20 protein-coding genes are annotated in these 24,444 nt (G+C 46.9%); 2 read left to right on the plus strand and 18 right to left on the minus strand.

Annotation, left to right across the window (positions count from 1 at the left end):
• Positions 1-22 precede the first annotated feature (22 nt).
• From JWG88_RS02510 to JWG88_RS02520, 3 genes are all read right to left on the minus strand, one after another.
• Positions 23-829 carry a carbohydrate ABC transporter permease gene (locus JWG88_RS02510; RefSeq protein ID WP_205232105.1) on the minus strand — a complete coding sequence of 269 codons (807 nt, stop codon included), beginning with the start codon at positions 827-829 and terminating at the stop codon, positions 23-25.
• Positions 830-899: 70 nt separating this feature from the next.
• A complete protein-coding gene (locus tag JWG88_RS02515; RefSeq protein WP_205232106.1) occupies positions 900-2,195 on the minus strand; it encodes an ABC transporter substrate-binding protein in 1,296 nt (431 codons plus the stop codon).
• An 85-nt stretch (positions 2,196-2,280) separates the two neighbouring features.
• Positions 2,281-3,321 carry a LacI family DNA-binding transcriptional regulator gene (locus JWG88_RS02520; RefSeq protein ID WP_205232107.1) on the minus strand — a complete coding sequence of 347 codons (1,041 nt, stop codon included), beginning with the start codon at positions 3,319-3,321 and terminating at the stop codon, positions 2,281-2,283.
• A 184-nt stretch (positions 3,322-3,505) separates the two neighbouring features.
• On the opposite strand from JWG88_RS02520, the gene JWG88_RS02525 reads away from it, so the two are divergent.
• On the plus strand, positions 3,506-4,795 hold the full coding sequence (locus tag JWG88_RS02525) for an MBL fold metallo-hydrolase (protein WP_205232108.1): 1,290 nt from the start codon (positions 3,506-3,508) through the stop codon (positions 4,793-4,795).
• A 115-nt stretch (positions 4,796-4,910) separates the two neighbouring features.
• On the opposite strand, the gene JWG88_RS02530 is transcribed toward JWG88_RS02525, so the two are convergent.
• The 5 genes from JWG88_RS02530 to JWG88_RS02550 form a co-directional block, all read right to left on the minus strand.
• On the minus strand, positions 4,911-7,565 hold the full coding sequence (locus JWG88_RS02530; protein ID WP_205232109.1) for a PAS domain S-box protein: 2,655 nt from the start codon (positions 7,563-7,565) through the stop codon (positions 4,911-4,913).
• Positions 7,566-8,510: 945 nt separating this feature from the next.
• Positions 8,511-9,533, minus strand: a complete 1,023-nt coding sequence (locus tag JWG88_RS02535) for a TRAP transporter substrate-binding protein (protein ID WP_205232110.1) — start codon at positions 9,531-9,533, stop codon at positions 8,511-8,513.
• A gap of 79 nt (positions 9,534-9,612) precedes the next feature.
• Positions 9,613-10,548, minus strand: coding sequence for a ketopantoate reductase family protein (locus tag JWG88_RS02540; protein WP_306793036.1), 936 nt, complete (start codon positions 10,546-10,548; stop codon positions 9,613-9,615).
• 118 nt (positions 10,549-10,666) lie between these two features.
• A complete protein-coding gene (locus JWG88_RS02545; RefSeq protein ID WP_306793037.1) occupies positions 10,667-12,847 on the minus strand; it encodes an oxidoreductase in 2,181 nt (726 codons plus the stop codon).
• A 1-nt stretch (position 12,848) separates the two neighbouring features.
• Positions 12,849-13,766: a malate dehydrogenase gene (locus JWG88_RS02550; RefSeq protein ID WP_205232113.1), complete on the minus strand. Its 918-nt coding sequence runs from the start codon at positions 13,764-13,766 to the stop codon at positions 12,849-12,851.
• A 248-nt stretch (positions 13,767-14,014) separates the two neighbouring features.
• Between JWG88_RS02550 and JWG88_RS02555 the strand changes: the two genes are divergently transcribed.
• A complete protein-coding gene (locus JWG88_RS02555; RefSeq protein ID WP_205232114.1) occupies positions 14,015-14,692 on the plus strand; it encodes a GntR family transcriptional regulator in 678 nt (225 codons plus the stop codon).
• A 172-nt stretch (positions 14,693-14,864) separates the two neighbouring features.
• Here the strand turns inward: JWG88_RS02555 and JWG88_RS02560 are convergent, their stop codons facing one another.
• The 10 genes from JWG88_RS02560 to JWG88_RS02605 form a co-directional block, all read right to left on the minus strand.
• Positions 14,865-15,152, minus strand: a complete 288-nt coding sequence (locus JWG88_RS02560) for a hypothetical protein (RefSeq protein WP_205232115.1) — start codon at positions 15,150-15,152, stop codon at positions 14,865-14,867.
• A gap of 138 nt (positions 15,153-15,290) precedes the next feature.
• Complete coding sequence (locus JWG88_RS02565) at positions 15,291-16,478, minus strand: amidohydrolase family protein (protein ID WP_205232116.1); 1,188 nt, start codon at positions 16,476-16,478, stop codon at positions 15,291-15,293.
• Positions 16,479-16,537: 59 nt separating this feature from the next.
• Entirely contained in the window at positions 16,538-17,080 is a 543-nt protein-coding gene (locus JWG88_RS02570) for a YbhB/YbcL family Raf kinase inhibitor-like protein (RefSeq protein WP_205232117.1), read from the minus strand.
• Positions 17,081-17,150: 70 nt separating this feature from the next.
• Complete coding sequence (locus JWG88_RS02575) at positions 17,151-17,306, minus strand: desulfoferrodoxin FeS4 iron-binding domain-containing protein (protein WP_205232118.1); 156 nt, start codon at positions 17,304-17,306, stop codon at positions 17,151-17,153.
• A 544-nt stretch (positions 17,307-17,850) separates the two neighbouring features.
• Positions 17,851-18,477, minus strand: a complete 627-nt coding sequence (locus JWG88_RS02580; protein WP_205232119.1) for a cyclodeaminase/cyclohydrolase family protein — start codon at positions 18,475-18,477, stop codon at positions 17,851-17,853.
• 121 nt (positions 18,478-18,598) lie between these two features.
• The gene (gene ftcD, locus JWG88_RS02585; protein ID WP_205232120.1) at positions 18,599-19,510 is read right to left on the minus strand and encodes a glutamate formimidoyltransferase; all 912 of its coding nucleotides are present in this window, start codon (positions 19,508-19,510) and stop codon (positions 18,599-18,601) included.
• A 167-nt stretch (positions 19,511-19,677) separates the two neighbouring features.
• Positions 19,678-20,736, minus strand: coding sequence for a DctP family TRAP transporter solute-binding subunit (locus JWG88_RS02590; RefSeq protein ID WP_205232121.1), 1,059 nt, complete (start codon positions 20,734-20,736; stop codon positions 19,678-19,680).
• Between the two features lie 100 nt (positions 20,737-20,836).
• Positions 20,837-22,111: a TRAP transporter large permease gene (locus JWG88_RS02595; RefSeq protein ID WP_205232122.1), complete on the minus strand. Its 1,275-nt coding sequence runs from the start codon at positions 22,109-22,111 to the stop codon at positions 20,837-20,839.
• 17 nt (positions 22,112-22,128) lie between these two features.
• A complete protein-coding gene (locus tag JWG88_RS02600; protein ID WP_205232123.1) occupies positions 22,129-22,668 on the minus strand; it encodes a TRAP transporter small permease in 540 nt (179 codons plus the stop codon).
• Positions 22,669-23,009: 341 nt separating this feature from the next.
• On the minus strand, positions 23,010-24,419 hold the full coding sequence (locus tag JWG88_RS02605) for a sigma-54-dependent transcriptional regulator (protein WP_205232124.1): 1,410 nt from the start codon (positions 24,417-24,419) through the stop codon (positions 23,010-23,012).
• Between the last annotated feature and the right edge of the window lie 25 nt (positions 24,420-24,444).

The raw sequence follows: 24,444 nt of genomic DNA on the forward strand, positions 1-24,444 counted from the left end.
CCTTGGTTTTCGGATAAAAAAACTACTTAATGCCTGAATGCATGAACGATTGAACAAATTGACGCTGGAAAAGAAGAAAGGCCAGCAGCAAAGGCGACATAGTCATGACTGTCGCAGCTGTGATTATCGACCAGTTGACCCCGGATTCAGGAGCTCCGAAGATGGCCAACCCCACAGTCAGAGGACGACTGTTGACCGAACTGGTAACAACCAGGGGCCAGAGAAAATTGTTCCAGTGATAACTAACGGAAACCAGTCCATATGCAATATATGTAGATTTGGCGAGTGGGACATAGACCTTCCATAAAACACCAAGGGGGGATACCCCTTCCACCTGAGCAGCCTCTACCAGTTCTTTTGGGATGGTTTTAAAAGACTGTCTCAATAAAAAAACACCAAAAGCGCTGGCCATATAAGGGAAACCGATGGCGGGTATGGTGTCAAGTAATCCCATACTGCTTATGGTACGGTAGTTCTCGACCAGAAGAACCTCTGGCATGATCATCAACTGGAGCAGGACCAATGCGAAAATGACATTTTTCCCGAAAAATTCGTACCTGGCAAAGCCATAAGCCGCGAGAGTGCACAAGACAAATTGTGCAATCAGGATCATTGTTACCAGAAAAAAAGTGTTTAACAGATATCGGGGAAATGGTGCATACCCCCAGGCTTTGGTGAAATTGTCCAGTGTCAGTGGGGCAAAAAGCTCAAAACTCGTTGAAAACTCAGCAGGATGGAATGCACTCCAAAAGGCGAAAACCACCGGCAAAAGCCAGAGTGCGCCGAGCATCCAAGCTCCCAGTGTCTCGATGATATTTACGGTCTTCATGGTAAAACCACTAAAAGGAATAACAGATCAGAGGAGACGCTTTTGAGCGCCCCCCTGACCAGAGATAGAGTTACCGATAACGCTTCAAAAGACGTTCGGTTTGCCTCTGAGCATCACTCAAGGCGTCTTTAGAAGATTTGGCTCCAGTCAGGACAGACTGAATTGCATCGTTAAGAATTTTATAAATTCGTCCATTTTCATGAACTGATAATTCAGCTGTCGCATATTTCAGCTGATCTCTGGCAACTGCTGCCGGCGGAAAGTCTTTGACATATGTCTTCATCTCAGCAGTATCATAGGCGTCAGGACGTGTGCCAAGATAGCCGGTACCGATACTCCACTGGGCAGTTCTGGAAGGCTGGGTCATCCACTGAACAAAGGTAAGCGCTGCGGCTCTTTCTTCCGGGGTGGTTTTTTCGAAAATGTAGAAGTTTCCACCGCCAGTTGGTGTTCCTCGTTCCTTGCCTGCTGGCAGCATGGCAACGCCAAAATCAAAGGTAGCGTTATCTTTTACTGCGGTGAGGTTACCTGTACTATGCCACATGATTGCGGTTTTCTGCTCTAGGAAATCGCTCCTGAGTGTACCCCATTCAATGGTTCCTGCAGGCATGATGCCATGGTCTTTTCCCAATTTCTGCCAGAAATCGAGGGCCTGAACAACTCCCGGCTTGTCAAAGTAAGTTTCGGTACCACTGTCATTCATAAGCACTTCACTGTTTTGACGAGCGAGGGCTCCAAACATCCAGTAAGGATATCCTGTTGAAGGGATCTCTATACCCCACTGTTTAACTGTGCCTTGATCGTCTTTGATGACCAGCTTTTTGCCTATCTCGACAAGTTCGTCCCAAGTTGCCGGTGGCTTCTCTGGATCAAGTCCGGCCTTCCTGAAGGCATCCTTATTGTAATACATGACGATTGTGGATCTTTGAAACGGTATACTCCATGTCTTACCGCCAGTACGGCTGTTTTCCATCAAAGCGGGATAAAAACTGTCAAGCCATTTTTTGTCCTGCTCGGATGAAACCAGATCGTCGTAGGCCACGATGGCTTTGTTGTCCATGAGGGTGAAAATTTCAGTTGAGAGTATTACCGACAGATGGGGTGGATTTCCACCCTTAAGAGCCGTCATGGCCTTTGTCATCGTGTCGGAATAATTTCCTGAATAGGTGGCCTTGACCTTGATGTCCGGGTGTTCTGCCTCGAATTCATTTACCAGGCTGTCAACCAACTTGGTCAGGGGACCACCTACAGCAACCGGGTAAAACATAGTCAATTCTGTCGCTGCCGCCATGGATGTTAATGAAAGCATGGACACTCCCACTACCAGTGTTTTCAACATTTGTTTGCCAAATATTTCGCTTCTCATGTACTTCCTCCTTTAGTAAATGTTTATAGAACCAATGAAGTGTATACTTGCCGTTTACTGCAGTTGTTCATGTATCAGCTATAAATCACTTATTTTTGCTTATTTGTACAGCATGGTTCCCACGGTCTGGAGGGGTCGTTGTTGATTCTCTAATGATGAGCGACGATTCCAGCATTCTTTGTACAGGTTTTCCTGGCGACTCCATGCGTTGAAACAGGAGTTCAGCTGCACTTTCCCCCATTTTGTATGCCGACTGCCGGATGGTCGTCAGAGCCGGTATTAGATAAGAGGCGGTTTGCATATCATCAAAGCCCACGATGGACAAGTCGTCTGGCAGCCGTAATCCCATTTCCCGTGCCCCTTTCATTGCACCAAGAGCCAGATAGTCGTTGGAGCAAAATACTGCAGTCGGTGGAGTTTTCAGGGCAAGCAGTTTCTTGACGCTATCCCGTCCACCAGCCAGGGAATATTCCGTCTGAGCCAAGAGCTTTTTATCATAAGAGATACCATAATTATTGAGACACTGCCGGTAGCCGTGCCATCGATGGTAACTACGGTCGGTTATCGCAAAACTTCCTGCAAGCATTCCTATGCGCTTGTGACCCAAAGTTATCAAGTGCTCTGTAGCAAGATAACCTCCGCGATAATTATCAACCCCAACCGCTGATATGGGGCCTCCCTTTACAGTACTGAATAGCAATACGAAGGGAAAATTTTCATCTAGAAGGGTTTTGAGCACATCACCTTTTAGATTGGTGGTCGTGATAATAAGACCGTCCACCTGCCTTTCCCGGAGTATTTTAACTAACTTTTCTTCCTGATCGTATTTGTAATAAGAGTTGCCGAGAATGACCTGCATTTTTCTCTTGTCTGCAAAGTCCTGGATACCTTGGGTAGAATCAGCAAAAACCGGATTACTAATGGTCGGTATGATTAGGCCTATTGTATTCGATTTTTTGGTTGCAAATCCACGGGCTAAGGCATTGTACTTGTAGTTGCAGGTTTTCATTGCCCGTGTGATTTTTTTCTGAGTTGCTTCTCGTACAGTATCTGGCGAGTTGATGAATCTGGAAACCGTGGCTGTAGAAACACCTGCTAGTTTTGCAACATCAATCATTGTGCTCATTTTGGCCTCATGTAAGCGTTTACACCAGTATACCAATGCCAATTTTTTGTGCCATAATTTTTTTTATCATGCTTTTATCTACCAGGTAACAACTTATAAATTAAATAATTATTGCAGTGCAGAGATAAACATCTATAATATATTACACAATGTAAACGCATACATTTCCCGGAGAATATGACCGATGAACAAGAATTGGCTGACCTCAATAACAGACAAAGTGAAACGTATTGAACATTGTGGTCTGTACGTTGACCTCGTATCCACTTCCAGGGGAACCGTCCGCGTTGGGAGTATGCCAGATATAGCGAAATTTCTCGCACACCATGGATTCAGGGAAGAAACCGTAGTCGTCCCCAACTGGGAAGCATCTATGGCTGGCGACAATTACACCGGGGAAGAATTTGTACTCTGGCAAGCTCAGGTTAAAGGCGGGATTCAGAAACAATACACAGGTAGTCCGAAAAACCTGAATCAGATGCATCGCCATCTGGATGAAACATTTTCGTTTTTCTTTGATCCTCAGCGTCTCTCAATTATTAAAAAACGCTGGTTAACCAAATGGTTCGGTGGGCATCCAGCCACTCCTAGTTACGTTAACGGTCCACTCAAAATAAAGTTCCAGGAGGACAACATACTCATCTCAGACCATGGGCGGAGCCTGTACGACAGGCATGAATTCCTTCCTCTCTATGACCCCAATCTAGAAATCAACGCCCTGCTGTCTGAACTGCCGAGAGACAATTCCTCCAGGGATTGCCTGGAAATTACACCAATAGGGTCCGGAAATGGCTTTACAGGAACTGTGTCGAACGTTGTCATCCGCTTCGGCAAGTACGTGATTTGGATTGATCCCTGCGGTTATCCTGCCCACACATTGGCTCAGCATGGAATTCACTGGGATGACATCACCCATATCATCATCACCCATAACCACGAGGACCACATCCAGGGGTTTTCGGCATTCCTTAAAAGGGCCGAGCATACTGGGACCCGCATTCAACTCCTGACAGGAAAAGGAGTCTACACTCTCCTGAAAAAACAATTTTCACCACTATGCCCGGCTTTTAATAGCCTTATAGACATTACATTTCTAGATCCTAAGAGACCCTTGGATCTTGGACCTGTCAGAATCGAAAGCCGCTGGAATCACCATTTTCTTCCCTATGGAACGCTGGGATTTAGGATATCCGCGGGTGGTAAGTCCTTTGGCTATTCAGGAGACACCAAATTTGACGAAAACATTAACACTATTCTCAACCGTGAAGAACTTACCCCTGAATGGTTTGCTCCCTGCAATCTCGTATTTCATGAAATTGATTTTGACAACCCAAGCAGTGTCCATAGTCACTGGAAACAAGTTGAGGCGCTGCAGCGTGCTATCCCGGGCCAAGTGTTGGCTTACCACACCCCCCATCTTGATAATGCTCCTTTAGCCCTTGTTCAGGAGGGACACAGCTATTATTTGGACTGAGTTGATTATTTTTGGGCATCATTAAATCCAAAACTGCGAAACAAGCTCAAACTCTGGCTGAGGAAGTGCATGTTTACAGCTTCCGGCTGCACCGACAGCAGCGGGCTTGCGCTTTTCATTTGCCCAGGGTGAAATAAAAGACGGCTCCCTTGCCGACCTCTCCCTCGGCCCAGATTTTTCCACCATGACGGTTGATCACTCTCTGGACTATTGGGAGGCCTATGCCCGTCCCGGAAAATTCGCTCTCGCTGTGCAGCCGCTGAAAAGGCTCAAACAACCTGTCTACCTGCTCCATAGGAAATCCTGCACCGTTGTCCCGGATGAAGAATATCTTCTTCCCGTTTTTTTGACAGCTGCCGAACTCTATGTATGCTTCAGCCGTTTTACCCGTATATTTCCAGGCGTTGCCAAGAAGATTAGTCAACATCATGTTGATAAGCTGCGAATCTCCTTGTGCTTTTAGATCGTCGGCAATATATATTTCGACATGCTTTTCCGGATACTGCAGTTCCAGTTCGCCTGCCACGGCTTGGGCCATGGAACTCAGATCGATTTCCTGAAAAACCACCTCGTGATTGGAGATGCTGGACAAACGCAACATGTCATCAATCAGAACATTCATTTTTTCAGCCCCTGCTGTGATTCTCTGCAAATACTCTTTCGACTTGCGGTCCAATTGGGCATGATTGCTCAGTAGTGAGCTGAAGCCGATTATAGCACGCAGGGGGGCGCGCAGATCATGGGAGACGGAATAGGAGAAGGCCTTAAGTTCACGGTTGACGGCGGCAACCTCTCTGGTGCGGCGCTGCAGAGCCTCCTCCGCCTTTTTTCGCTCGCTGATATTTTCAATGATGGCAATCTCGTAGTCGGGCAGCCCTTTTGAGTTGCGTACCAGTGAAAGTGTAAGTCTTGCCCACACATGGTGTCCTTTCTTGTGAACGAAACGCTTCTCCACCGTATAGCTTTCCAGTTCACCCGCGGCCATTTTTCGAAAGGGAATAAAATCAGAGTCGAGGTCGTCTGGATGGGTAATCTGCGACCAGGCAGTTCGTTGCAGTTCCTCATGGGTATAGCCGACCATCCGACTGAAGGTGTCGTTTACCTCTATATAGCGTGCGTCGTGGAAACTGACCCTTCCTATACCGACAGCCGCCTGTTCGAAGACTGATCGGAATTTCTCTTCGCTTTCCCGAAGAGCTTCTTCTGCTTGTTTGCGCTTGCTGATGTCTTCGACTATAGAGATGCGGTAAAGCGGTCGATCCATGTCGTCGCGCTGTATGCTTGCCGTCAGATTGATCCATACTACCTGGCCATCCCTGCGATAGTAGCGCTTCTCTATCTGATAGCCCGCGATCTCACCTTGTTTGGCCTGCTCAAACAGATGCAGGTCGGATTCAATATCCTCTGGGTGGGTGATGTCCTTGAATGTCTTGTGAAGAAGTTCCTCCCGCTCATAGCCAACGATCTCGCACAACCGGTCGTTGACCAGCAGCCATTCTCCCTCCAGGCCCACAAGAGCAATTCCCACGGCTGCGTTCTCAAAGGTACCCCGAAAACGCTTTTCGCTCTGGCGCAGGGCTTCCTCCGCATTCTTGTGCTCTGTTACATCTGTCAACCCCAACACAACTCCAAGCATACTGCCATCGCTTGTAATAATTGGTGCAGCACTCACCGAAAGCCAGTAGTTTCGGTGCGGACGAACGATTCTCATGACCTCGTTGCGCACGGTCTCACCTGCGAAGGCACGGCTGGAGGGAGTATGTTCAAGCGGAAAGGACTCGCCCATCAGGGTCTGCAGCTGCAACATAGTCATGCGCTTTTCGTAGGATAAACTTTGTTCGTTTCCGATATAACCGAGTATCTCTTCGGCTACTGCATTCATGCGCATTATGCTGCGGTCCATACCATAGACAATATAGCCGTCAGGAATGGAATCTATAGTCGCTTCAAGTTGTGCGGTTTTACGCTTGAGTTCCTCGTCGGCTTTCTTGAGCTCGGTAATATCCTGTATAATCACAAGGGCTTCTTTAGAGTCTTTGCCCCCATCAAAGGGCACGGCCGAAACCAGCTGCCAAAACTCATGACCGGCGTCATCGATATAAACGAACTCCATGCCGGGAATGACTGTTTCACCACGCAGTGCCCGTGCGCCAGGCCACTGTTTTTGCGGAATCGGCTTCCCGTTATCATCGCACGTCTGCCATCTTTGCATGCGCTCCGGATCAACGGATGGCATCATTGCTGGCAGGATAGATCGCGATATCGCATTACCCAGAAGGATCTGGCCTTCCTGATTGAGTAGACAGATGCCTGCCGGAAGTTGTTCTATAATTTGAGAAATCTGTAGTTTTTCATTCTGTCTCAGTTTACGCTCTTGCAAGGTCACGGAAAGTTTCGTAATATCTTCAATTGCCAGCAGAATCAATCCAGGCTTATTTTCCTCATGCACAACACGTCGCGCATTAATGAGCATATCCATTTCGCCAAAGACCTCGAAATGATGTCTCATCTTGAAATCTTCGATGTTATTCTGCTCAAATATCATTTTTTCAAGCAGCTGGCGGAGCTTAGGAATATCCCATTGACGATTTGCCAGATCATAGATAATCCGACCCTCGGAACCCTCCTTTGTTATCCGGAACTTATGGTAGAAGGCACTGCTGGCTGCCAATACTCGAAGCTCTTTAGTGAGAACAATGAATGGTTCGCGAACCGTCTGGGTAATGGCTATGGCCCAGTCTCTCGGTTCTTTTATGCTATGATTCGCCATGAATGTTCACTCTCGGCTCTATAAAGGCACTTAGCTCTACCGGACAACAAATAGGTGATAGGTCTCATCGCTTTTGTAAGCCAACCTTGATTTTTCCGTAAATTCTCCTCGATACTTAATCAATCCTCTATAGCCTATCCTCTTCCAACCGTACTTTCAAGGGATTGCTATCTCATTGTGTTACAAAATAAATTCAGGGTAAAAAGCTGTAGATCTATTGGCAGGCTAAAAGAGAGACTTGGCATGGCTGATTAAGATGTTTCCTGATATATCAATGCAATAACCGAAGACGACCGTTAGATTAAATAAGACCTCACAGAGGTGAAAAAGTGTGAGATAGTTCCGCTAATACAACAAATTAAAAATAAAAAATTTTGCTCTGGGATAGGCTGAAAAAAACAGATTTTAGTAGAAGATCTTAGAATTCGACAGATTTCTCTAGAGAGGCAAGATTTTTCTCCTAACAGCTTATTGCTATCATTATTCGGGCGGGCTCTCTGAAAAAGTGATGTATTCCAGTGTATGCTGATGCTGTTAAATATCTGAAAAACATGATGGGTTGGTGGTTAGATCACCATGAAATACATAAAGGACTTACAGATCAATCTGTAAGTCCTTTCTTGTTTGATAGACTCGCGATGAGCGCAGACTCGGAGAAGTCTGATCGACATTGGTGTGACCATGCTGCTAACCGTGCCCCGGCGTCAAGGATGTTTTGATACAGATACTGAGGTATTTCCATCAGTATAGTTGCCTTTCCAGATAAAACAATTGCGTATCGAATACCCCGACAAGAAGTCCGCAATCCAAATACCGGCCCTCCACGAGGATAGCCGAAATTAAAACGGAGGTCTGCTAATAAGTACCTGCGGTGGTCCCTAAACAGGTGAGTGAGAGCCAACCACTTTCCAGCCAATCGGGCAAAGGTTATCAAATAAAATGTTCCTACATTTTGAGAGCACTGTCCATGATCTCTTCCGCATTGGTATTTCCTTTTTCCTTATTATCATTTATCCATTCTTCCCAAACTGGGCGGCTCATATCGATCCACTGTTTGCGTTCCTCTGGTGAGAGTTTATCAACCTCGATTTTTTTGCCCGCCTTGGCGGCATTTTCGATAGCTTTATTCTTTGCTAGATCGAAGAAATTTTTACCCCAGAATTTCGATCCTTCCTGGCCACTCACACTCATGATTGCATCCTGTGTTTCTTTGTCGAGTTTGTTCCAGACATTCTTGTTCATTGAGACTGAGAAAAAGAGGGCTCCAAATGGAACTTCAGTATAATGGTCGACTACCTCGTAGAAGCGAAAACCATTTATTGCTTCCCAAGGTACTCCCATACCATCAACAGTGCCTTTTTGTAGTGCGAGATAAGTGTCAGGCATAGGGATTGTCACAGGAACTGCTCCCAAGCTTTTAACTTGGGTGGTTAAGTTTCTACCAAAGGTTCTTATCTTTATTCCTTTAATATCGGCTAAATCTCGCACTTGCCGACCCTTTGTGATGAGAAGATAAGGTTCACTGGTGTGGAGAAGCAGTACTTTGACGTCTTTGAATTCTTCCTGCATTGCGGGGTACTGGCTGTAAAGTCTCCACAACATTTCACTCCCTTGTTCTGCGTTTGAGAAGGGAAGACCGGGCAGCGTGATAATATCCGTCAATGGGGTGAGACCAGGCCAATACCCCTGAGGGCACCAGCCGATATCGGCAATACCTGATTTAACAGCATTCCAAGAATCTTGGCCCTTAGCCAGTGTCTGGCCGTAAAAAATCTGGATTTTAACTTTCCCTTTTGTCACCCTTTCCACCTGCTCAACCCATGGACGTAGCGCCATGGCTGAAGAAAGATTGTTTTCATTATTCTGAGTTGTAAAACGAAGAATAACAGGGTCATCCGCAAAAGCGCTCATCGGGCTTAAAAAGGTTGCAAATACTATCAACAAAAATAGCAAGTTGTTCTTCTTCATACATTCTCCTTTTGTAGTTTATTGAAGTGATGCCACCTCTGTCCTCTCCATGCTTTTCTCTCGTTTCTGATACAACATCTCAACCGTAAAATTCATTTTTTAATGTCTCATTTTCTATTATTTTTACCAGTCGATAAATTGTTGAATTCACAGGTAGTTCAAGGCCAAGCTGTGCTCCCTGCCGTATTGCGGCACCATGTATCGATTCAACTTCGGTTTTCTTTTTTGTCATTATGTCTTTGAGCATTGAAGGGTGATGCTGGCGGTGTTCCATGAAGGCCATGGCTATTGTGGACATAATTCGTTTTTTGTCGACGGCGATATTTTTCTTTCTAGCCACTGACACAATTTCTTCGACCATTTGCCCTACCAGGTGAAGCCCCTCAGGTGAATCACCTAGCATACCCACGTTCATATGAAGCACTGTGGTTAGCCCATTCATTGCGCAGTTAAAGGCGAGCTTTTCCCAGATTGCAACAGATACATCGGGGGTGATCTCACAGTTCATACCGGCATTGTGCAAGGCTTCGACAATTTGACCTAGAGTGGAGCCGTTGCTTCCATCTACTGACATCACTTTTACAATTCCGTCACCTTTGGTCTCAATTTGGCCTGGCCCGATGAGATCACTTGGGTAGGTGGTGATCCCGTGGATAATTTTATCTTTCCTGACAAATTTATTTATAGTCTCGACATGACCAACACCATTTTGCAAGGTCATCACATGGGTGGACTCTGAAATACAACCCGCAACGTCTCGAAGGGCCGCTTCAGTATTGAAAGATTTCGTCAGCAGTAAAAGGAGATCTATTGGAGGTTGTAACTGAGAAGGCAGACATGCCGGAACGTTAATGACAAATCTCTTTTTATCTTTATCGATGATAAGTCCTTTGGCGTTAATCGCCGCAACATGTTCCTGCCAAACATCCACAAGCACCACATCACTGCGTCCCAATTTTAGCAATCCCCCGAAAAGGCAACCCATTGCCCCCGCTCCGACAACAGTTATCCGCATATTCTAAATCCCCATTTGGTCGATCAACACTTTGTAATTAGAGAAATACAAGCAAGAGTATGGCGAATCCGCGTTAAGGCATTTCATGTCAGCATCTACATGATAAAATATTTTTTTCTCAAATTGATAAACCAAGCTTTGCTCCTTCGCGAACGGCGTCAACGATCAATCCAGGTTCTCTGCAGCTACCGATGATATGAGTTTCGGCGATCAATCCTTTAAATTTTTCGGCTATGGATTGGTTGGGCCCCCAGTCCTGGGTGCTTATCACGTTTTTCCCCTTGATTATATATTTACGCCTGTCCTTCAAACAGACTTCAAGACCTTGGCTGGAAATTCGCTGATATTCCACCTCCTCCCAGACAGGAACATGATTCTGTTTCAGCCATGGCAAGAGGTTGTCCAAATCATCAATGGTCATTTTGTCGCCAATTTCTTCTTTATGACCATTATGCACAATTGCCACTTTGCGGCGGCGTTTTGTCAGGTACTCTGCCAATTCGCACCCATGGATGGTACCTCCCATAATGACTACACTTTTACCAAAGGGCATCCAGAGCTTCGTTAATTTTCCCAATTGAGCTGAAGTGAGATATTTAAGTAATAATTTTAAAATATTATTGATTTTTTCTGTCTTTACCACCCTTCGACTCATTGCTCCCGGCAAATCAAGGGTTGTATGCGCCGCACCTGCTGCTATGACCAGAGCGTCCGGTTTCTCTTGATTAACGAGAGAGGGTGTCACTTCAGTTCTGAGGTGAATCTTTACCCCTTCTTTTTTTATCTGAGTTGTTAGATAATTAACAAACATCGTCAAATCCTCTGTCTCAATGTCTTTGACAATTGCGGCGACTGGAAGCAATCCACCAAGTTTGCTTTCTTTTTCGTAGAGTACAACCTCATGGCCGCGTCTGGCTGCAAGGCGAGCCATCTCCATTCCTGATGGACCACCACCTACGACCATTATTTTCTTAACCTTACCAACCGGTCGAGCCTGGAATTCGGGGAGCAATTCTCGACCGAGAGTGGCATTAACTCTACATTCCAGCTTTCTGTTTCGATTGCGCATATCGAAACAATGTAAGCATCCATTGCAACAGCGAATGTCTTCGAGCCTGCCTTCTTTTGTCTTATTAGGCAGATCGGGGTCCGCCAACAATCTGCGGGTCATTCCCACAAAGTCAAGTGACCCTCTCCGCAGATATTCTTCGCCAAGAATGGGATCGAGCCGGCAGGCAGTCCATATTGGAATTTGCACTCCTTTTGCCTTTATCGCTTCAACAAGAGGCACTGACCCTCCTTTTCCGCTACGGCTCCAGTCATAATCTTTGGGAAGGTCATCTGGGAGTTCAGGGTAATAAAGTCGGTCCGGCTGCAGAAGACCACCACGGTGGCCGTACCGTTCGCCGCGTACGTTGAGCCCATCGGCAACCTCCGCGACAAGTTTGGCCATTTCTGCTCCCTCCTCAAGCGTTGTTGCCAAGGGATGGTTATATTCCACCGCATTCATAATAACGTGAACGGCGAAGTTGGAACCAGTACGTTTTTTGCTTTCCTCAATGCAACGGCGTAGGAATCGGGTGCGGTTTTCGAAACTTTGAGGTCCATATTCATCGGTGCGTTTGTTCCAAATTCGCGATAAAAAAGTGTTTCCCTGGTGACAGGTTGCGTGATTGATCTCGCAGGCATCAAAACCTGCCCGATATGCTCTTTCAGCAGCGCTCGCCCAAAAATCGACCTGTTGCTCAATTTCATTTTTCGTCATCTCCCGGCATGGGAGGAAATCGGGACCGGGCAGCTCCTCCTCACTCATGGATGAAGCGCATTTTATCTCGCGAACAGACATATCTTTTGGCAACAATCCCGTCGGATTCCAGGGACCAGAATGCTGAAACTGAATGGATACCTTACAATCGTATCTGTGACATGCCTCAGTTAGTTTTCTAAAACCAGGGATCAACCGATCATCGTCAAAATGGAGTTGTACCCCTTCATAGCTGCCGTCCTCAAAATAGTGAATATGCTGAATTCCAAGAGGGTATTCGACACCGCATGACTCCACCACCAGCAAACCCACGCCCCCCCTGGCCAGCCGCTCATAATAGGCGATCATGCGATCTCCGCACGTTTGATCTTCATCCATATATGACGTACCGTTTGCCGTTTTGATAATTCGATTTTTTACTTTGATCGGTCCTATCATTCCCGGCTCAAAAAGCTTTTCAAATGGATATTGCATTATGTTTTCCTTATTGCAATTCTTTGTCCCACTTGGCGTGGGACGGGAAATGGTGCCCATATTACAAATAGCTTTCTACTTTTTTCACCGCATCAAACAAAAGTCCTGATGCTATCTCGAACCGTTCCTGCTCATCCTTTTCAAGGTTGTATTCTACTATTTGCTGTACACCAGTGCGCCCAAGAGCCACGGGTACTGAGATGCTCAATCCCTTCAAACCATATTCACCCTCCAGAACCACCGAACAGGGAAGCACTATTCCGCTGTTTTCAACCACGGCCCGCACAATGAGTTCTAGTCCGATAGCACAGGTCCAGCCCGCGGTCCTTCCGGCTCGGAGTCCTTCGTAATCTCTAAGAATAGTGGGGATAGTTTGAAATACGGAACGCTTTATGTCTTCAGCAACATTGACGATTTTGCCATCTATGCGGACTGTCGAAAACAGAGGCACCTGGGCGGTACCATGCTCACCGATGACTATGCCACCAACCCTACTGACCTTCATGTTATATCCTTTGGCTATCATCTCGCGGAAGCGAAAGGAGTCGTTAAGGGAATACCCGATCAGCTTTTTCCGATCAAAACCTCCTGCAAGATAGGTCGCATAGTTCAATGGATCGACCGGATTGGTAGCTGTTATGACAAAAGCATCTGGACATTGCCGCTTGATATGCGCGGCTATCGCTTTGATGAGTACTATGTTTTTGGGCAGCATTTCCATTCGATCAGTGATCAGGCCTTGTGCTATCCCTGCTGCGTTAATGACAATATCGGTACCTTCCAAGTCTTGATAATCCCCTGCACGTATTATTATATTTTTCGCTGACATAGCAGTACTCAGATCCATGGCATGCTGTTTGAGAACGTTTTGTTGTTTTCCTCCAATCATCAGGATTTCATCAGCCAGTTTCTGCGCAGCAAGATAAAATGCTGTCGGAGCCCCAACGCTACCGGCACCGCCAATAATAGCAATTTTCATAGACCGTTCTCCATCATACTTGTGATTGAATTTATGAAGTACTGTATTCTGTACCCCAGTATTAGAAATTTTTTGGATTTCTGTCAAGCGGAAAGGAATAAAATTTATTCATTGAGCAATTATTGACAACGAGCGAAAATATCGTTATTTAAATGCCATAAACTCTAATGTATTTGGGATACCGTATTTCAAGCTTTGAAGTTTTGGAATAAATACCAAATAGGAAAAAACACATTAATTTTTGAAAAATGTTTAAGAAATCAGGATCTCCATCGAGTATAAAAAAGGTCGACCCCATTCGTAAACAGATATACCAACATCTTCGTCAACAGATCCTCGACCAGGTAATCCTGCCGACCAGCAGGCTGGTTGAGTCACAAATAGCCACTGAATACGGAGTTTCTCGGACGCCTGTTCGGGAAGCCCTTCATTTACTTGAAAAAGACGGTTTCATTGAGGCTATTGCTCGAGTGGGATACCGGGTTAAAGAGTTGGCTTGGGATGAACTGGAGGAGGTGTTTGAACTTCGTAGGGTAAATGAAGCTCTAGCTTGTCAGTGGGCTATCAGGAGAATTGACAAAAAAACCATCAAAAGTCTTGAGAAAAACATCGCTCAGTCGAGAGACGCCCTAGAAAAAAATGACCCGGACCGATTCCTGAAATATGATGAAGCGTTCCACGAAACAATTGGGAAGGCCTCACAAGCCAGACATTTGTATGAGTTGTGTCAACATTTGAGACGATTGATGCTACGATATCGCACAGAAAGTATCAAGACCACGCAGACCATTGGATTGGCCCTGCGCGGACACGAGCAAATGCTGGAATGCTTGAAGAAAGGCGATGAAGAAGGTCTTGTCAAGATGCTGACGGCTCATCTCAAGTGGTCAAAAGAAGATATAAAGAGACACCTTGGTAACAATTAGGAGTTGTCGGAGAATTGCAATTTTTTTCTCATATTAAGGTGCTTTCAGGAAAACCAAGCACAGGTATATACTTAATGTCTGAGTCGCGAGCATCGCTTTTCAGATGAAAATGCCGAGATGGGCGGTAAGCCAATTTAATCTCTGAACACGATTGCTGTAATCGGTTACAGTATCAATATCTTGCAATACGATCTGCTGTGCAGGATGTGGATGGTGTTACTTTCCCCGCCATGTCGCTTGCATCCCAACCTATCGCGCCTTTTTGACGATAATGAGGGCTACTTTTTATTTCCGGAAACAAAACGTCATAATACTTTTCGTCGACCTCGATTGCCAGCTTTTTACAGCTCCAGCAATTGAACATCCCCAGTACCTGGCCAGTTTTTTTTAGTCGCCATGAAGCCTTGCTGTTCACATAACCGTCTAGCCCCCTGCCCACGCTATCAACTTTGGCAGACATAAAACCCTGGCACACCGCCTGTACGAAACACCCTTCGGTAGAATGATGTCCATTCTTCCGTACTTGAACAAAAACGGAAGCAGTAATATGAAGGTGTTTGTTGGGCTTCCGTTTTAATGAACGCTACCCGGTCCGCCTTCAAGGATGCTTGCGATAGGCGATACTTGGTCTTCCAGCGACATAGATACCTTCCAGGTAAGAGAGTTTTCTTGGCAGTTGCTTAACCGTTCCTCTGGCAACAAGAAATGTTGCCTTCCTCCCTACAGTAAGGGTGCCAAGCTCTTTCATTCCGAAGAATTCTGCTCCGGTTTGCGAGGCGCAGCGGATAGTCTCCTCCAGAGAGTATCCGGCCTTGATGAAGAGTTTCATCTCCTCGACCATAGACTCGCCATGGAGTATTCCCATACTGCCGGCTCCGGTTCCCACAGCCGTTGTCACTCCAAATCTCCTGGCCAGACGCATTTGCGATAATTGATCGGCAAGCATCTTTTTCCAAAAAGTCTCTGCCCCAGGGACCGGTTTTCCTGGTGCCACATAACGCTGGGAGAAACGGCAGCTTACATCCCCGCAGGAGCCCGCACCGTCCAGTGCATTCTTGGCCCGCAGTACACTGGGTATCCAGAGCACACCCTTTTTTGCCATTTCCCTAAGATTGGCCTCGCCCATGCCGTATCCTTGTTCGATAGCGTCGCAATCAGCCTCAAGCGCCTCCTCGACCTGCCGCGAGCCGTTGGCTACCACCACCGTCTTTTTCAGGTCTCTGTTCTGCAAAAGGCGGTAAAGATTTTCCTGCTCTAGTCGGGGTCCCAGCCCTTCTTCGTCTTCGATATTGGAAGAATACCCAATTCTAAGAAAATCGCCGTCTCCTGATGCACCTGGCCCGCAATCCTGATTGCCACTAAAGAGATGCCCGGGTATGCGAATGTCGATGTTACTCCCCTCCCCCTTTCTCTTTTGATATAAATCTAGCAGGCTGGCTATTTCATCGCTGTCCACCACTCCCAAAACCCCATGTGCATGGCAATAGCGGATATGCCGCTCAAGCATTGCCAGTTTTTCAGCAGGGCCTGCATTTTCAGTGGAACGCTGCTCTCGTCCGTCTACCGAAGGCGAGCGCAGCAGGTGGACGCTGCAATCAACCAGCGGCGGCAGAATCGTGCAGTGGGAGAAATCTTCTATTGCATCCCTGTCATTGCGAGGAAGGTGCACTGCGGGATCAATGGCAGTAATGATGCCTTTCTTCACCGTCAGAAAGACATTTTTGCGCACATTTGCGGCGCTGCCGTCGACAAAACTTCCCGCCACAATAAATCGCGTGCCGTTCATGTTTTTTTTCCTATGAATCCCTGGTTCTTTTTTTTCAGGCTAATTTTTTAGGAACATATTTATTTCTCGAATTTACCCATTAATTCGGCTTCTTCTATGGTGTGTTTTTTAACCTTTCCATCGAAATCTTCCGAACTTTCTATACTTCCAAGAGACTTGCTGTCGAGAGCGAAAAGTCGAAAATAATAGCGATGTACCCCTGACGGAGGACAGGGTCCGCCGTAATTTTCTTTACCGAAACTATTCTTCACCTGTTTGCCGGGAATGGAATTTTCGTCAATCTTTCTGGTGGACTCATCTATATCGTAGACCAGCCAATGTATGAATGTTCCCGATGGGGCATCCGGGTCCTTGACACTCAAGGCGAAGCTTTTTGTTCCTTCAGGGACATCATCCCACGATAATGTTGGATTTACGTCTTCACCTTTGCAGCTGTATTTTTTCGGAATAAATCCATTATCTTCAAAATCGCTACTTAATAGTTTCATGGCTTTACCTTCCGTTTTAGGGGATTCGCTGAAAGAATGAATGGCAAAAAAGGAAACCACCGAGACTATCCACAAAACAAATATTACATACTTCCGCTTTGTGTATGTTGACATGTGTTTTGGCCTCTTTTACGGTCAAAGCCGGGCATCGGCGAAATCACCGATGCCCAAGGCGTTTTCAGGATTAATAGGACGTAGATGTTCGATAAGATTCTGCTTCCTCTTCGCTTAAAAGCTGCATTGCCTCTCCGCAACAGACAAGTTCGCCCTCTCCTGCCCTCTTGACCTCAACCACATTTTCACACTTGTCGCATTTGTAGACCTGATTTTTTTTCGTCATAGCAATTCCTCCTTGTGATGATTTGAGATCTCACCTTTCACGGCGGCATATAAGGTGCCATGAAAGATCCTTTGTTGTCAGGCACTGTCAGATAGGTACCACTATCTGCTATAATTTGAAAAATGGATAATCAACGACCATGACCCAACTCCACCCGGCCGGATACCGCTCATAGCACTCTCGATGGTCATGAAGTGAGCGGTAAGCTTTGGGGATCATGCTGCAATGGCTGAGGTTTTGCAGATAGTGCCGGATTCTTCAACTGTCTCTGAAATCACTGCCGGATTGAAGGAGCAGTCAAACTGCAATAGGCTGCTGAAGAACCACGCTGGACCGGATAACTCTAAAACAAGTAAAACATCTCTCCGGCAAGTGCAAGAGCAGGGGAACAGTCTGCTCCTGTTACTACGTTTTAAGCTGACCAAACCATTATGGGGAAGCCGGCACTGAACCAGCGACGGCTTCAGATGCTGTTTATCTCCAAACAAGATGGCAGCGAATCATCACAGTTGCCGAGAGGCATTCTGCGCTTATCGCGCGGCCATCAAAGAAGCCTTTGACTGACGATGTGATCGAGCCGAAGAAGTGTTTTTTCAGCCGTCGCCAAAATATCGACGTTAGTTTCTTTGGTTGAGTCGACAAAGGACTGATCTTTGATGGACGGCAGGTTTATGCTGACATTCATCACACCACCCCGTACCCCGGCATAGGCGGAATGACAGGCCACGCCAAGATCGCTGATACAGTTGCTGTTTGCAGTTTCAGCTATTTCCAGAGCCAGGTCAAGCAGTTTTCCGCAGCCTAGTGCTGTTTTCAAAGGTATATCGACGGCCTGACGAAAACTGCTCTGGATAGCGGCGCTGCGGGCTGATTTTTCCTCAGCGGTAGTCTTTGCCATTCTGAATGCACTCATGACACTGTTGAAGGCCTCGGTATCGAGATCGATGAGCTTTTCAAGTTCCCTGCGCAGAGCCTCGGCCTCGTTCAAAACCGACTGCATTTTTTCAGCATGCTGCTCTAATCCCTTCTTACCGATGGACAGACGGCAGACCATGGCAAGAAGCCCCGCCGCCAATGCTCCTGACAGTGCTGCTACGCTGCCCCCACCGGGAGCAGGTGAGTCAGAAGCCAATTCTTCGAGCAGCTGATTTACTTGTGTTGTTATGAGCATACAAGGCTCCTCCTGATTGAGTCAAAAATAATACCACTGCCACCCACTGATTTCGTAATAGACCCACATCTCGGAGTCCACTCAATAGTGGCATCTGTTGGAGACTATTTACGAAAGTCTCTTATCTGATCGCAAGAATATTGTTTTCGATTATCTGATTATAGTTGAAATCTACCAGCCTGAGGAAATATTCGGCACAATTTATCAGCGCTTCCTGGGGGAGCGTACCACAGACCTGCGTGCCGACTATGCTGAGTCCATATCGTTTTGCTTCGTTTTCGATAACCTGGAAGGCTCTGTAAATAGGAGTCTGAGTTATATCAAACATATTCATGGAAACCGCTACATTATCATAACCATCCGGCTTGAATGCGACAGCACGTATGGAGCTGAAACCTCCACTGGGGCCTCGCATCATTTTGGCTATCTTCTTGGCTATCTCAAGATCTTCGGTATTTAAAAGGATATTGATGGCTACCAGATTTCTCTGCCCGGCACTCACTATCGTTGCTCCAGCTGTAGAATGCAGGGCGCCTTCTCCAAGATCCGGCGCTCTCTCGGGCAGATGAACCACCTTTTTGAGTCCTTCATATTGCCCCTTGCGGATGTAGGCAAGCTCACTTCTCTCGGTAGACCTGGCATTCTCGCCGCTATAGTAGACGGGTACTTTATATTGCGCCCACACCTCTTGGCCGATTTCTTCGGCAAGGGTTCTACATTCTTCAAGAGTTATATTCATGAGAGGGAAAACAGGAATGGTATCCTGTGCTCCGATTCGTGGATGCTTCCCTTGCTGCTTTTCCATATCGATGAGTTCATATGATTTCCCGGCCATTGCCAGAAGAGCCTTTTTTAGGGGCTCCGGTTCACCAATGCACTCGATGACGGTCCTGTTAAAATCGGCATCGGGAAAGTAATCAATCAACTGCACACCCTCCCGGTTTCTGATCTGATCGACAACTGTTTCGTAAACTTCCTTATCGCGCCCATTGCTGAAATTGGGCACCGCATGGATATATTTTTTTCTTGCCATTTTTTTTCCTCCGGTGGGCATCGACAATGGTGCGGTCCGGCTGCTCTGGAAAACCACATCCATGTACGACAAAGGCATCCCCTTGGGGGATGCCGAAAATTTAATGCCACTTCTTTGACGGTTAGCGAAAAGTCGGGAGGCTGCCCCCGACTTTTCAGGTATTCCGGTTACTGTTTGATGTGCCGCTTTTCTATCTCTTCCATCTCACTCCTGAAGGTGGCGAGAAGATTTTTAGCGAACTCAGGATCCCGGGAAAGCTTGTAATAGGTTTCATCCGCCTTCTTGGCCTCTTCCTTGAATACATTTCGCTCCTCGCTGGTAAGGTCGTAATAATCCTGTCCCGGTTTGAAATTATCAACCATCATCTGTAGGCGCTCCTGATTGAGTTTCACCTGTACGTCATGAATATATGGACGAACCTCGTCTACGGATTCAAGAACGATCTGACGGATATCTTCGGGAAGGGACTCCATGAAATTTACATTGGCAAGGTGCTGCATTACATAGACATTGTGCCTTGAGCCTATGAGATATTTCTGCACATCCATGAACTTCATTTCCTGGGTGGTAACGGGAGCATTTTCCTGGGCTTCTACTATGTTAAGCTGCAGGGCACTGTATAGCTCGGTAAAAGAAAGCGGTGTAGGATTGGCGCCGTAGGCCTTGTAGGTTTCCACCAGAAGTTCTGAAGGCATTACCCGAATCTTAACGCCATTGAAATCTTCCGGCTTGTTAATCGGCTTGTTGGCGGTCCAGAACATCGCCCCTTCTGCAAAATAGGATAACGCGGTGATACCTTTGGCCTCATACTTCCTGTTGAGCATCTCATTCAGGGCCTTGCTCTCGGCGAGAAAATCCCGGTTGGCCAGATGGTTATCAGAGAAAAGAAACTGTAATCCGAGTATCTGATTCTCGGGAACGATTGAGCTGGACTGGCTCGGCCCGGTAAGGCAGAACTCTATCGCTCCTGCCAAAGTGAGCTCGAACATTTCCGTGGGCGTTCCCAAAGAACCGGAATGATATATTTCCAGCTGTATATCGCCGTTTGATTTTTCTTTCAATAGACGGGCCAGTTCCTGGGCATAGAGATCGGCAACACTGCCGGCAATGGTTTCACTGGCAATGCGCCACTGATATTTGGGAGCGGCTAAAGCTGCTCCGGCAAAGGCAAAACCTAAAATTGTGACAAAAAAGATACTGCAAATACACCTGAAATTCTTTTTCATTGTCTTACTTCCTCCTGAATTGAGTTGCTTATGGTTGCTACTGTCTGCTGTGGAAAAATGAATATTCATGCATCAAAATCCTCCATTAAACGGTATGGTTTTACTGAATCATCATATCTCTTAGGAAAAGCGCCAGCGGTGGATATAGAATCAAGAGCAGGGAAACCAGCATCATAATGGCGATAAAGGGGAACACCCCCCGCACAGCATCCCAGTAATCCTGCTTAAAAATGGCTATGGCGGTAAAAATATTGCAGCCGAAGGGTGGAGTAGTCGATCCAATTGCCGCCTGCAGAGTTACAATGGTGCCGATAAGGACGGTATCCAGGCCTGAAGCTGTTATGGCAGGTTTGAATATCGGAGTGAGGATCATTATCACCACAATGGGGTCAACAAACATGCACCCCAGAAAATAGGCGAGACTGAGAACCATGAGAATTCGAAATTCGGTCGGCCCCTCTCCAAGCAGTGGGGGCAGGATCATATTGGGAATTCTGGCAAAAGAAACAGTCCAGGAAAACACCTGCCCCATGGCGATCAGTATGAAAACGATGGCTGTAATCATACCGGTGCGCAGCGCAATTTTGGGTATATCCTTAAGCAAGAGCGATTTATAGATAAAAAACTCGAGGATAAAGGCGTAAAGCACCGAAACGGCAGCAGCCTCAGTTGGACTGAAAATACCCGAATATATTCCGCCGAATATTATCACCGGAAAGGTAAAGCTCATCAGGGCCTTTTTCAGCGCCTTCATTCTTTCTTTCCAGGGCGCCGGCTCCGCCTGCAGGCTTTCCTTGGAAACGAGCCATGAATAGATGCAGAACAGCAGCCAGATCAACAGGCCCGGTCCCACGCCGGCAACAAACAGCTCTCCTACCGAAGCGCCGGCAACAACACCATAGACTATCATATAGACGCTTGGCGGAATCAGCAGTGCTATAACAGCGGCGTTAATAATAAGTGCGGTGGAATAGGAGGAGCTGTAACCGGCCTTAAGAAGGAGAGGGCGCAAGGGGCCGCCGACAGCAACCACGGTTGCCTGGGTAGACCCTGAGACTGCACCAAATAATGTACAAGCTGTGGTTGTAGCAATGGGTAGACCTCCCCTCTTATGCCCCACGAACTTCAACACAAAATCGAGCAGCCTGGTGGCAACCTGCCCCGAGGTCATGATATCCGCAGCAAAGATGAACATCGGGACGGCGATCAGAGAAACAGGCTGTACTCCTCCGATTATCTGCTGGACCAGCATGGAGGGATCGACAAAGGGAAAGTAAATCATGACCGTGGCAAATGCACCAACGGCAAGAGGCACAAACATGGGAAAACCAAGGAGAAGAAGAAAAATCATGGTTCCCATTAGTACGTAAATCATTGTAAAACCCCCTTAATTTAAATCTTCTGGGAAACCCCTGCTTCAACTCCCTTCAGGGTTGGAGATATATAAAGATCGTGCCCGGTTATGTTCATTATCGCAGTGTGAATATATTGAATTCCCGCAGATGCAAAACCGATAGGAACCCACATAATGATAAGATAAAGCGGGATTTGCAGTCCCAGGGTATGGCGCTGGATGGTATACAGTTTAAGCGTGTACTGGAATCCGTACCATGCCAGAAAAAATAACAGTGCTGCAGTGCATAGGGAGATAATGACCATCAGGATACGACTCCACTTCAGGGAGAGCAAATCGAAGATAGCCGTCATACGAATGTGCACTCCTTTGCGAGCCGCATAACTCAAGCCGATGAAGGTAACCCAGACAATGGTAAACTGAGTAATTTCTTCAGCCCAGGTAAAGCTGTGCTGGAAAACATTACGGCCGATAACATTGATAATCGAAACACCGGCCATAATGATAATGCTCCAGGCAACGGCTAATCGTTCAAATTTTTCTATGGCGTTGTTGACTGCTGTAAGGATACCTAACATTTTTTCTCTAATTCACTATTTGATAAAAGATCTATGCCGGAAATTACAAGGCCGGAAAGAGGACGACACCATCATATCTGACTTTCACACTATTCGATTGTGAGTATGCTCCAATGGCTACGCTCTACAGAGATACAATATACTTGCCTGTTCACAAATAAATCTATATGCCTTGCGAAATCAGGAGAATACGTCACACGGTAAGCAGCGGTAAAGGCAAAAAAGGACGAGGGGCTCCTGTGCGGCAAGAGTTTAATCTCTTGCCGCACAGGATATCTGTGCAGTTTTTGAGAATGCGGATCTTTTTTAAAATTTGAGGTTCATAAAGAATCAGCAGACGCTCAGCGAAAACGGGGAGTGTTATATTTTTTTAACAATGCATGCAGGCGCGATTCTGAAAGACCGGCCATTGCGCAGGCTTCCCGGATTCGTCCTCTGGTCCTGCGCATCAGTTCGAGAAGATATTTCTCCTCAAGCTCAGCTATTGCGCCCTCTCGAACTTCCTGCAAAGGAGGAAGCTTTTGCCCGTGAGCAATTTTGAAAGAAACTGCCGACTCTTGCTTATCTTGAGAATCAAGACGCTCTTCGATTTTACTCATACGGACCTGCGGAGGCAGATCGAAAGGATAGAGGGTGGGATTACTTCCGGAATGAGCCAGTGCATAGTCCAGCGTGTTGAAAAGTTCGCGGATATTGCCGGGCCAGGAATATTGTTTGAGGGATTTGATGAATTCGGGTGTAAAGCCTTTAATCATCGAGCCGGAATCAGTACCCGCCAGCCGCAGATGATGTGCCACCAGACTGTCGATATCCTCCAGGTGCTGTCTCAATGGCGGAAGGTCGAGGGTCAGTGAACAGAGACGGTGCAGCAGGTCCAGGCGAAAATGTCCCTTCTCCACCATATCTTCCAGATTCCGGTTGGTGGCCGCCAACAGCCGGAAATCGCTGACACGCTCACCGGATGCACCGATAGGCCGAAAGCTGTGCTCCTGCAAAACCCGCAGAAAGGCCTTCTGCATGGCGGGGGTGAGTTCTCCCACCTCGTCAAGGAAGAGAGTTCCCAGATTGGCCTGACTGATCAGGCCTGTGCGGCTTTGTTCGGCCCCGGTAAATGCCCCTTTTTCATGACCGAAAAGCGTGCTTTCTATCAATTGCTCAGAATGTGCGGCACAATCGACGACCACGAAAGGCTGCTCTGCGCGCGAGCTGTTGGCATGGATGGCTCGTGCAAAAAGCTCTTTACCTGTTCCGGTTTCACCAGTAATGAGAACTCCGGCATCGCTTATTGAAGCCTGAGCTACCACTTTCAGGCAGGCGCTGACAGGCATGGAATCTCCGACTATATTTCCCCGGGACAATACACGGGGCGGAGTGACATTCTTTTTCTCATCCCGGTACTGCAAAGCTCGGGTTAACGGCAGGGCCACGTCTTCCTGTAAAAAAGGTTTAGGGACAAAATCCCAGGCACCGCTTTTAAAGGCGAGTTCCGCCCCACTCTGACTGCCGGTTCCGGTGACAATGATAACCTCGGGTAGCGATGCGGTTTCCCGAAGTTGGGGCAGAATGCGCAGACCGTGACCGTCCGGGAGAGTCAAGTCGAGGAGCACTATGTCAAAATCCGCTTCCATAGCCGCTTTTAAACCTTGCGCCAGAGTGAAGGCAACCGATACCTTGTGGCCAAGATCGGATACTATCCGCTCGAGCACCCTATTTATCTTGGGATCGTCTTCAATAACAAGTATTTGAGCCATATTATTCCGTCTTTAAATCTCGTCC

Origin of the sequence: Desulfopila inferna (assembly GCF_016919005.1) — a bacterium.
GTDB lineage: Bacteria > Desulfobacterota > Desulfobulbia > Desulfobulbales > Desulfocapsaceae > Desulfopila_A > Desulfopila_A inferna.

What these genes read in the sequence shown, in the direction of transcription:
- JWG88_RS02590 (WP_205232121.1), bottom strand. Translation starts at nt 20,736, where the DNA reads ATGAAAAAGAATTTCAGGTGTATTTGCAGTATCTTTTTTGTCACAATT.
- JWG88_RS02535 (WP_205232110.1), bottom strand. Translation starts at nt 9,533, where the DNA reads ATGAAGAAGAACAACTTGCTATTTTTGTTGATAGTATTTGCAACCTTT.
- JWG88_RS02510 (WP_205232105.1), bottom strand. Translation starts at nt 829, where the DNA reads ATGAAGACCGTAAATATCATCGAGACACTGGGAGCTTGGATGCTCGGC.
- JWG88_RS02540 (WP_306793036.1), bottom strand. Translation starts at nt 10,548, where the DNA reads ATGCGGATAACTGTTGTCGGAGCGGGGGCAATGGGTTGCCTTTTCGGG.
- JWG88_RS02545 (WP_306793037.1), bottom strand. Translation starts at nt 12,847, where the DNA reads ATGGGCACCATTTCCCGTCCCACGCCAAGTGGGACAAAGAATTGCAAT.
- JWG88_RS02515 (WP_205232106.1), bottom strand. Translation starts at nt 2,195, where the DNA reads ATGAGAAGCGAAATATTTGGCAAACAAATGTTGAAAACACTGGTAGTG.
- JWG88_RS02600 (WP_205232123.1), bottom strand. Translation starts at nt 22,668, where the DNA reads ATGTTAGGTATCCTTACAGCAGTCAACAACGCCATAGAAAAATTTGAA.
- JWG88_RS02570 (WP_205232117.1), bottom strand. Translation starts at nt 17,080, where the DNA reads ATGTCAACATACACAAAGCGGAAGTATGTAATATTTGTTTTGTGGATA.
- JWG88_RS02575 (WP_205232118.1), bottom strand. Translation starts at nt 17,306, where the DNA reads ATGACGAAAAAAAATCAGGTCTACAAATGCGACAAGTGTGAAAATGTG.
- JWG88_RS02580 (WP_205232119.1), bottom strand. Translation starts at nt 18,477, where the DNA reads ATGCTCATAACAACACAAGTAAATCAGCTGCTCGAAGAATTGGCTTCT.
- JWG88_RS02605 (WP_205232124.1), bottom strand. Translation starts at nt 24,419, where the DNA reads ATGGCTCAAATACTTGTTATTGAAGACGATCCCAAGATAAATAGGGTG.
- JWG88_RS02595 (WP_205232122.1), bottom strand. Translation starts at nt 22,111, where the DNA reads ATGATTTACGTACTAATGGGAACCATGATTTTTCTTCTTCTCCTTGGT.
- JWG88_RS02565 (WP_205232116.1), bottom strand. Translation starts at nt 16,478, where the DNA reads ATGAACGGCACGCGATTTATTGTGGCGGGAAGTTTTGTCGACGGCAGC.
- JWG88_RS02555 (WP_205232114.1), top strand. Translation starts at nt 14,015, where the DNA reads ATGTTTAAGAAATCAGGATCTCCATCGAGTATAAAAAAGGTCGACCCC.
- JWG88_RS02530 (WP_205232109.1), bottom strand. Translation starts at nt 7,565, where the DNA reads ATGGCGAATCATAGCATAAAAGAACCGAGAGACTGGGCCATAGCCATT.
- JWG88_RS02550 (WP_205232113.1), bottom strand. Translation starts at nt 13,766, where the DNA reads ATGAAAATTGCTATTATTGGCGGTGCCGGTAGCGTTGGGGCTCCGACA.
- ftcD (WP_205232120.1), bottom strand. Translation starts at nt 19,510, where the DNA reads ATGGCAAGAAAAAAATATATCCATGCGGTGCCCAATTTCAGCAATGGG.
- JWG88_RS02520 (WP_205232107.1), bottom strand. Translation starts at nt 3,321, where the DNA reads ATGAGCACAATGATTGATGTTGCAAAACTAGCAGGTGTTTCTACAGCC.
- JWG88_RS02560 (WP_205232115.1), bottom strand. Translation starts at nt 15,152, where the DNA reads ATGTCTGCCAAAGTTGATAGCGTGGGCAGGGGGCTAGACGGTTATGTG.
- JWG88_RS02525 (WP_205232108.1), top strand. Translation starts at nt 3,506, where the DNA reads ATGAACAAGAATTGGCTGACCTCAATAACAGACAAAGTGAAACGTATT.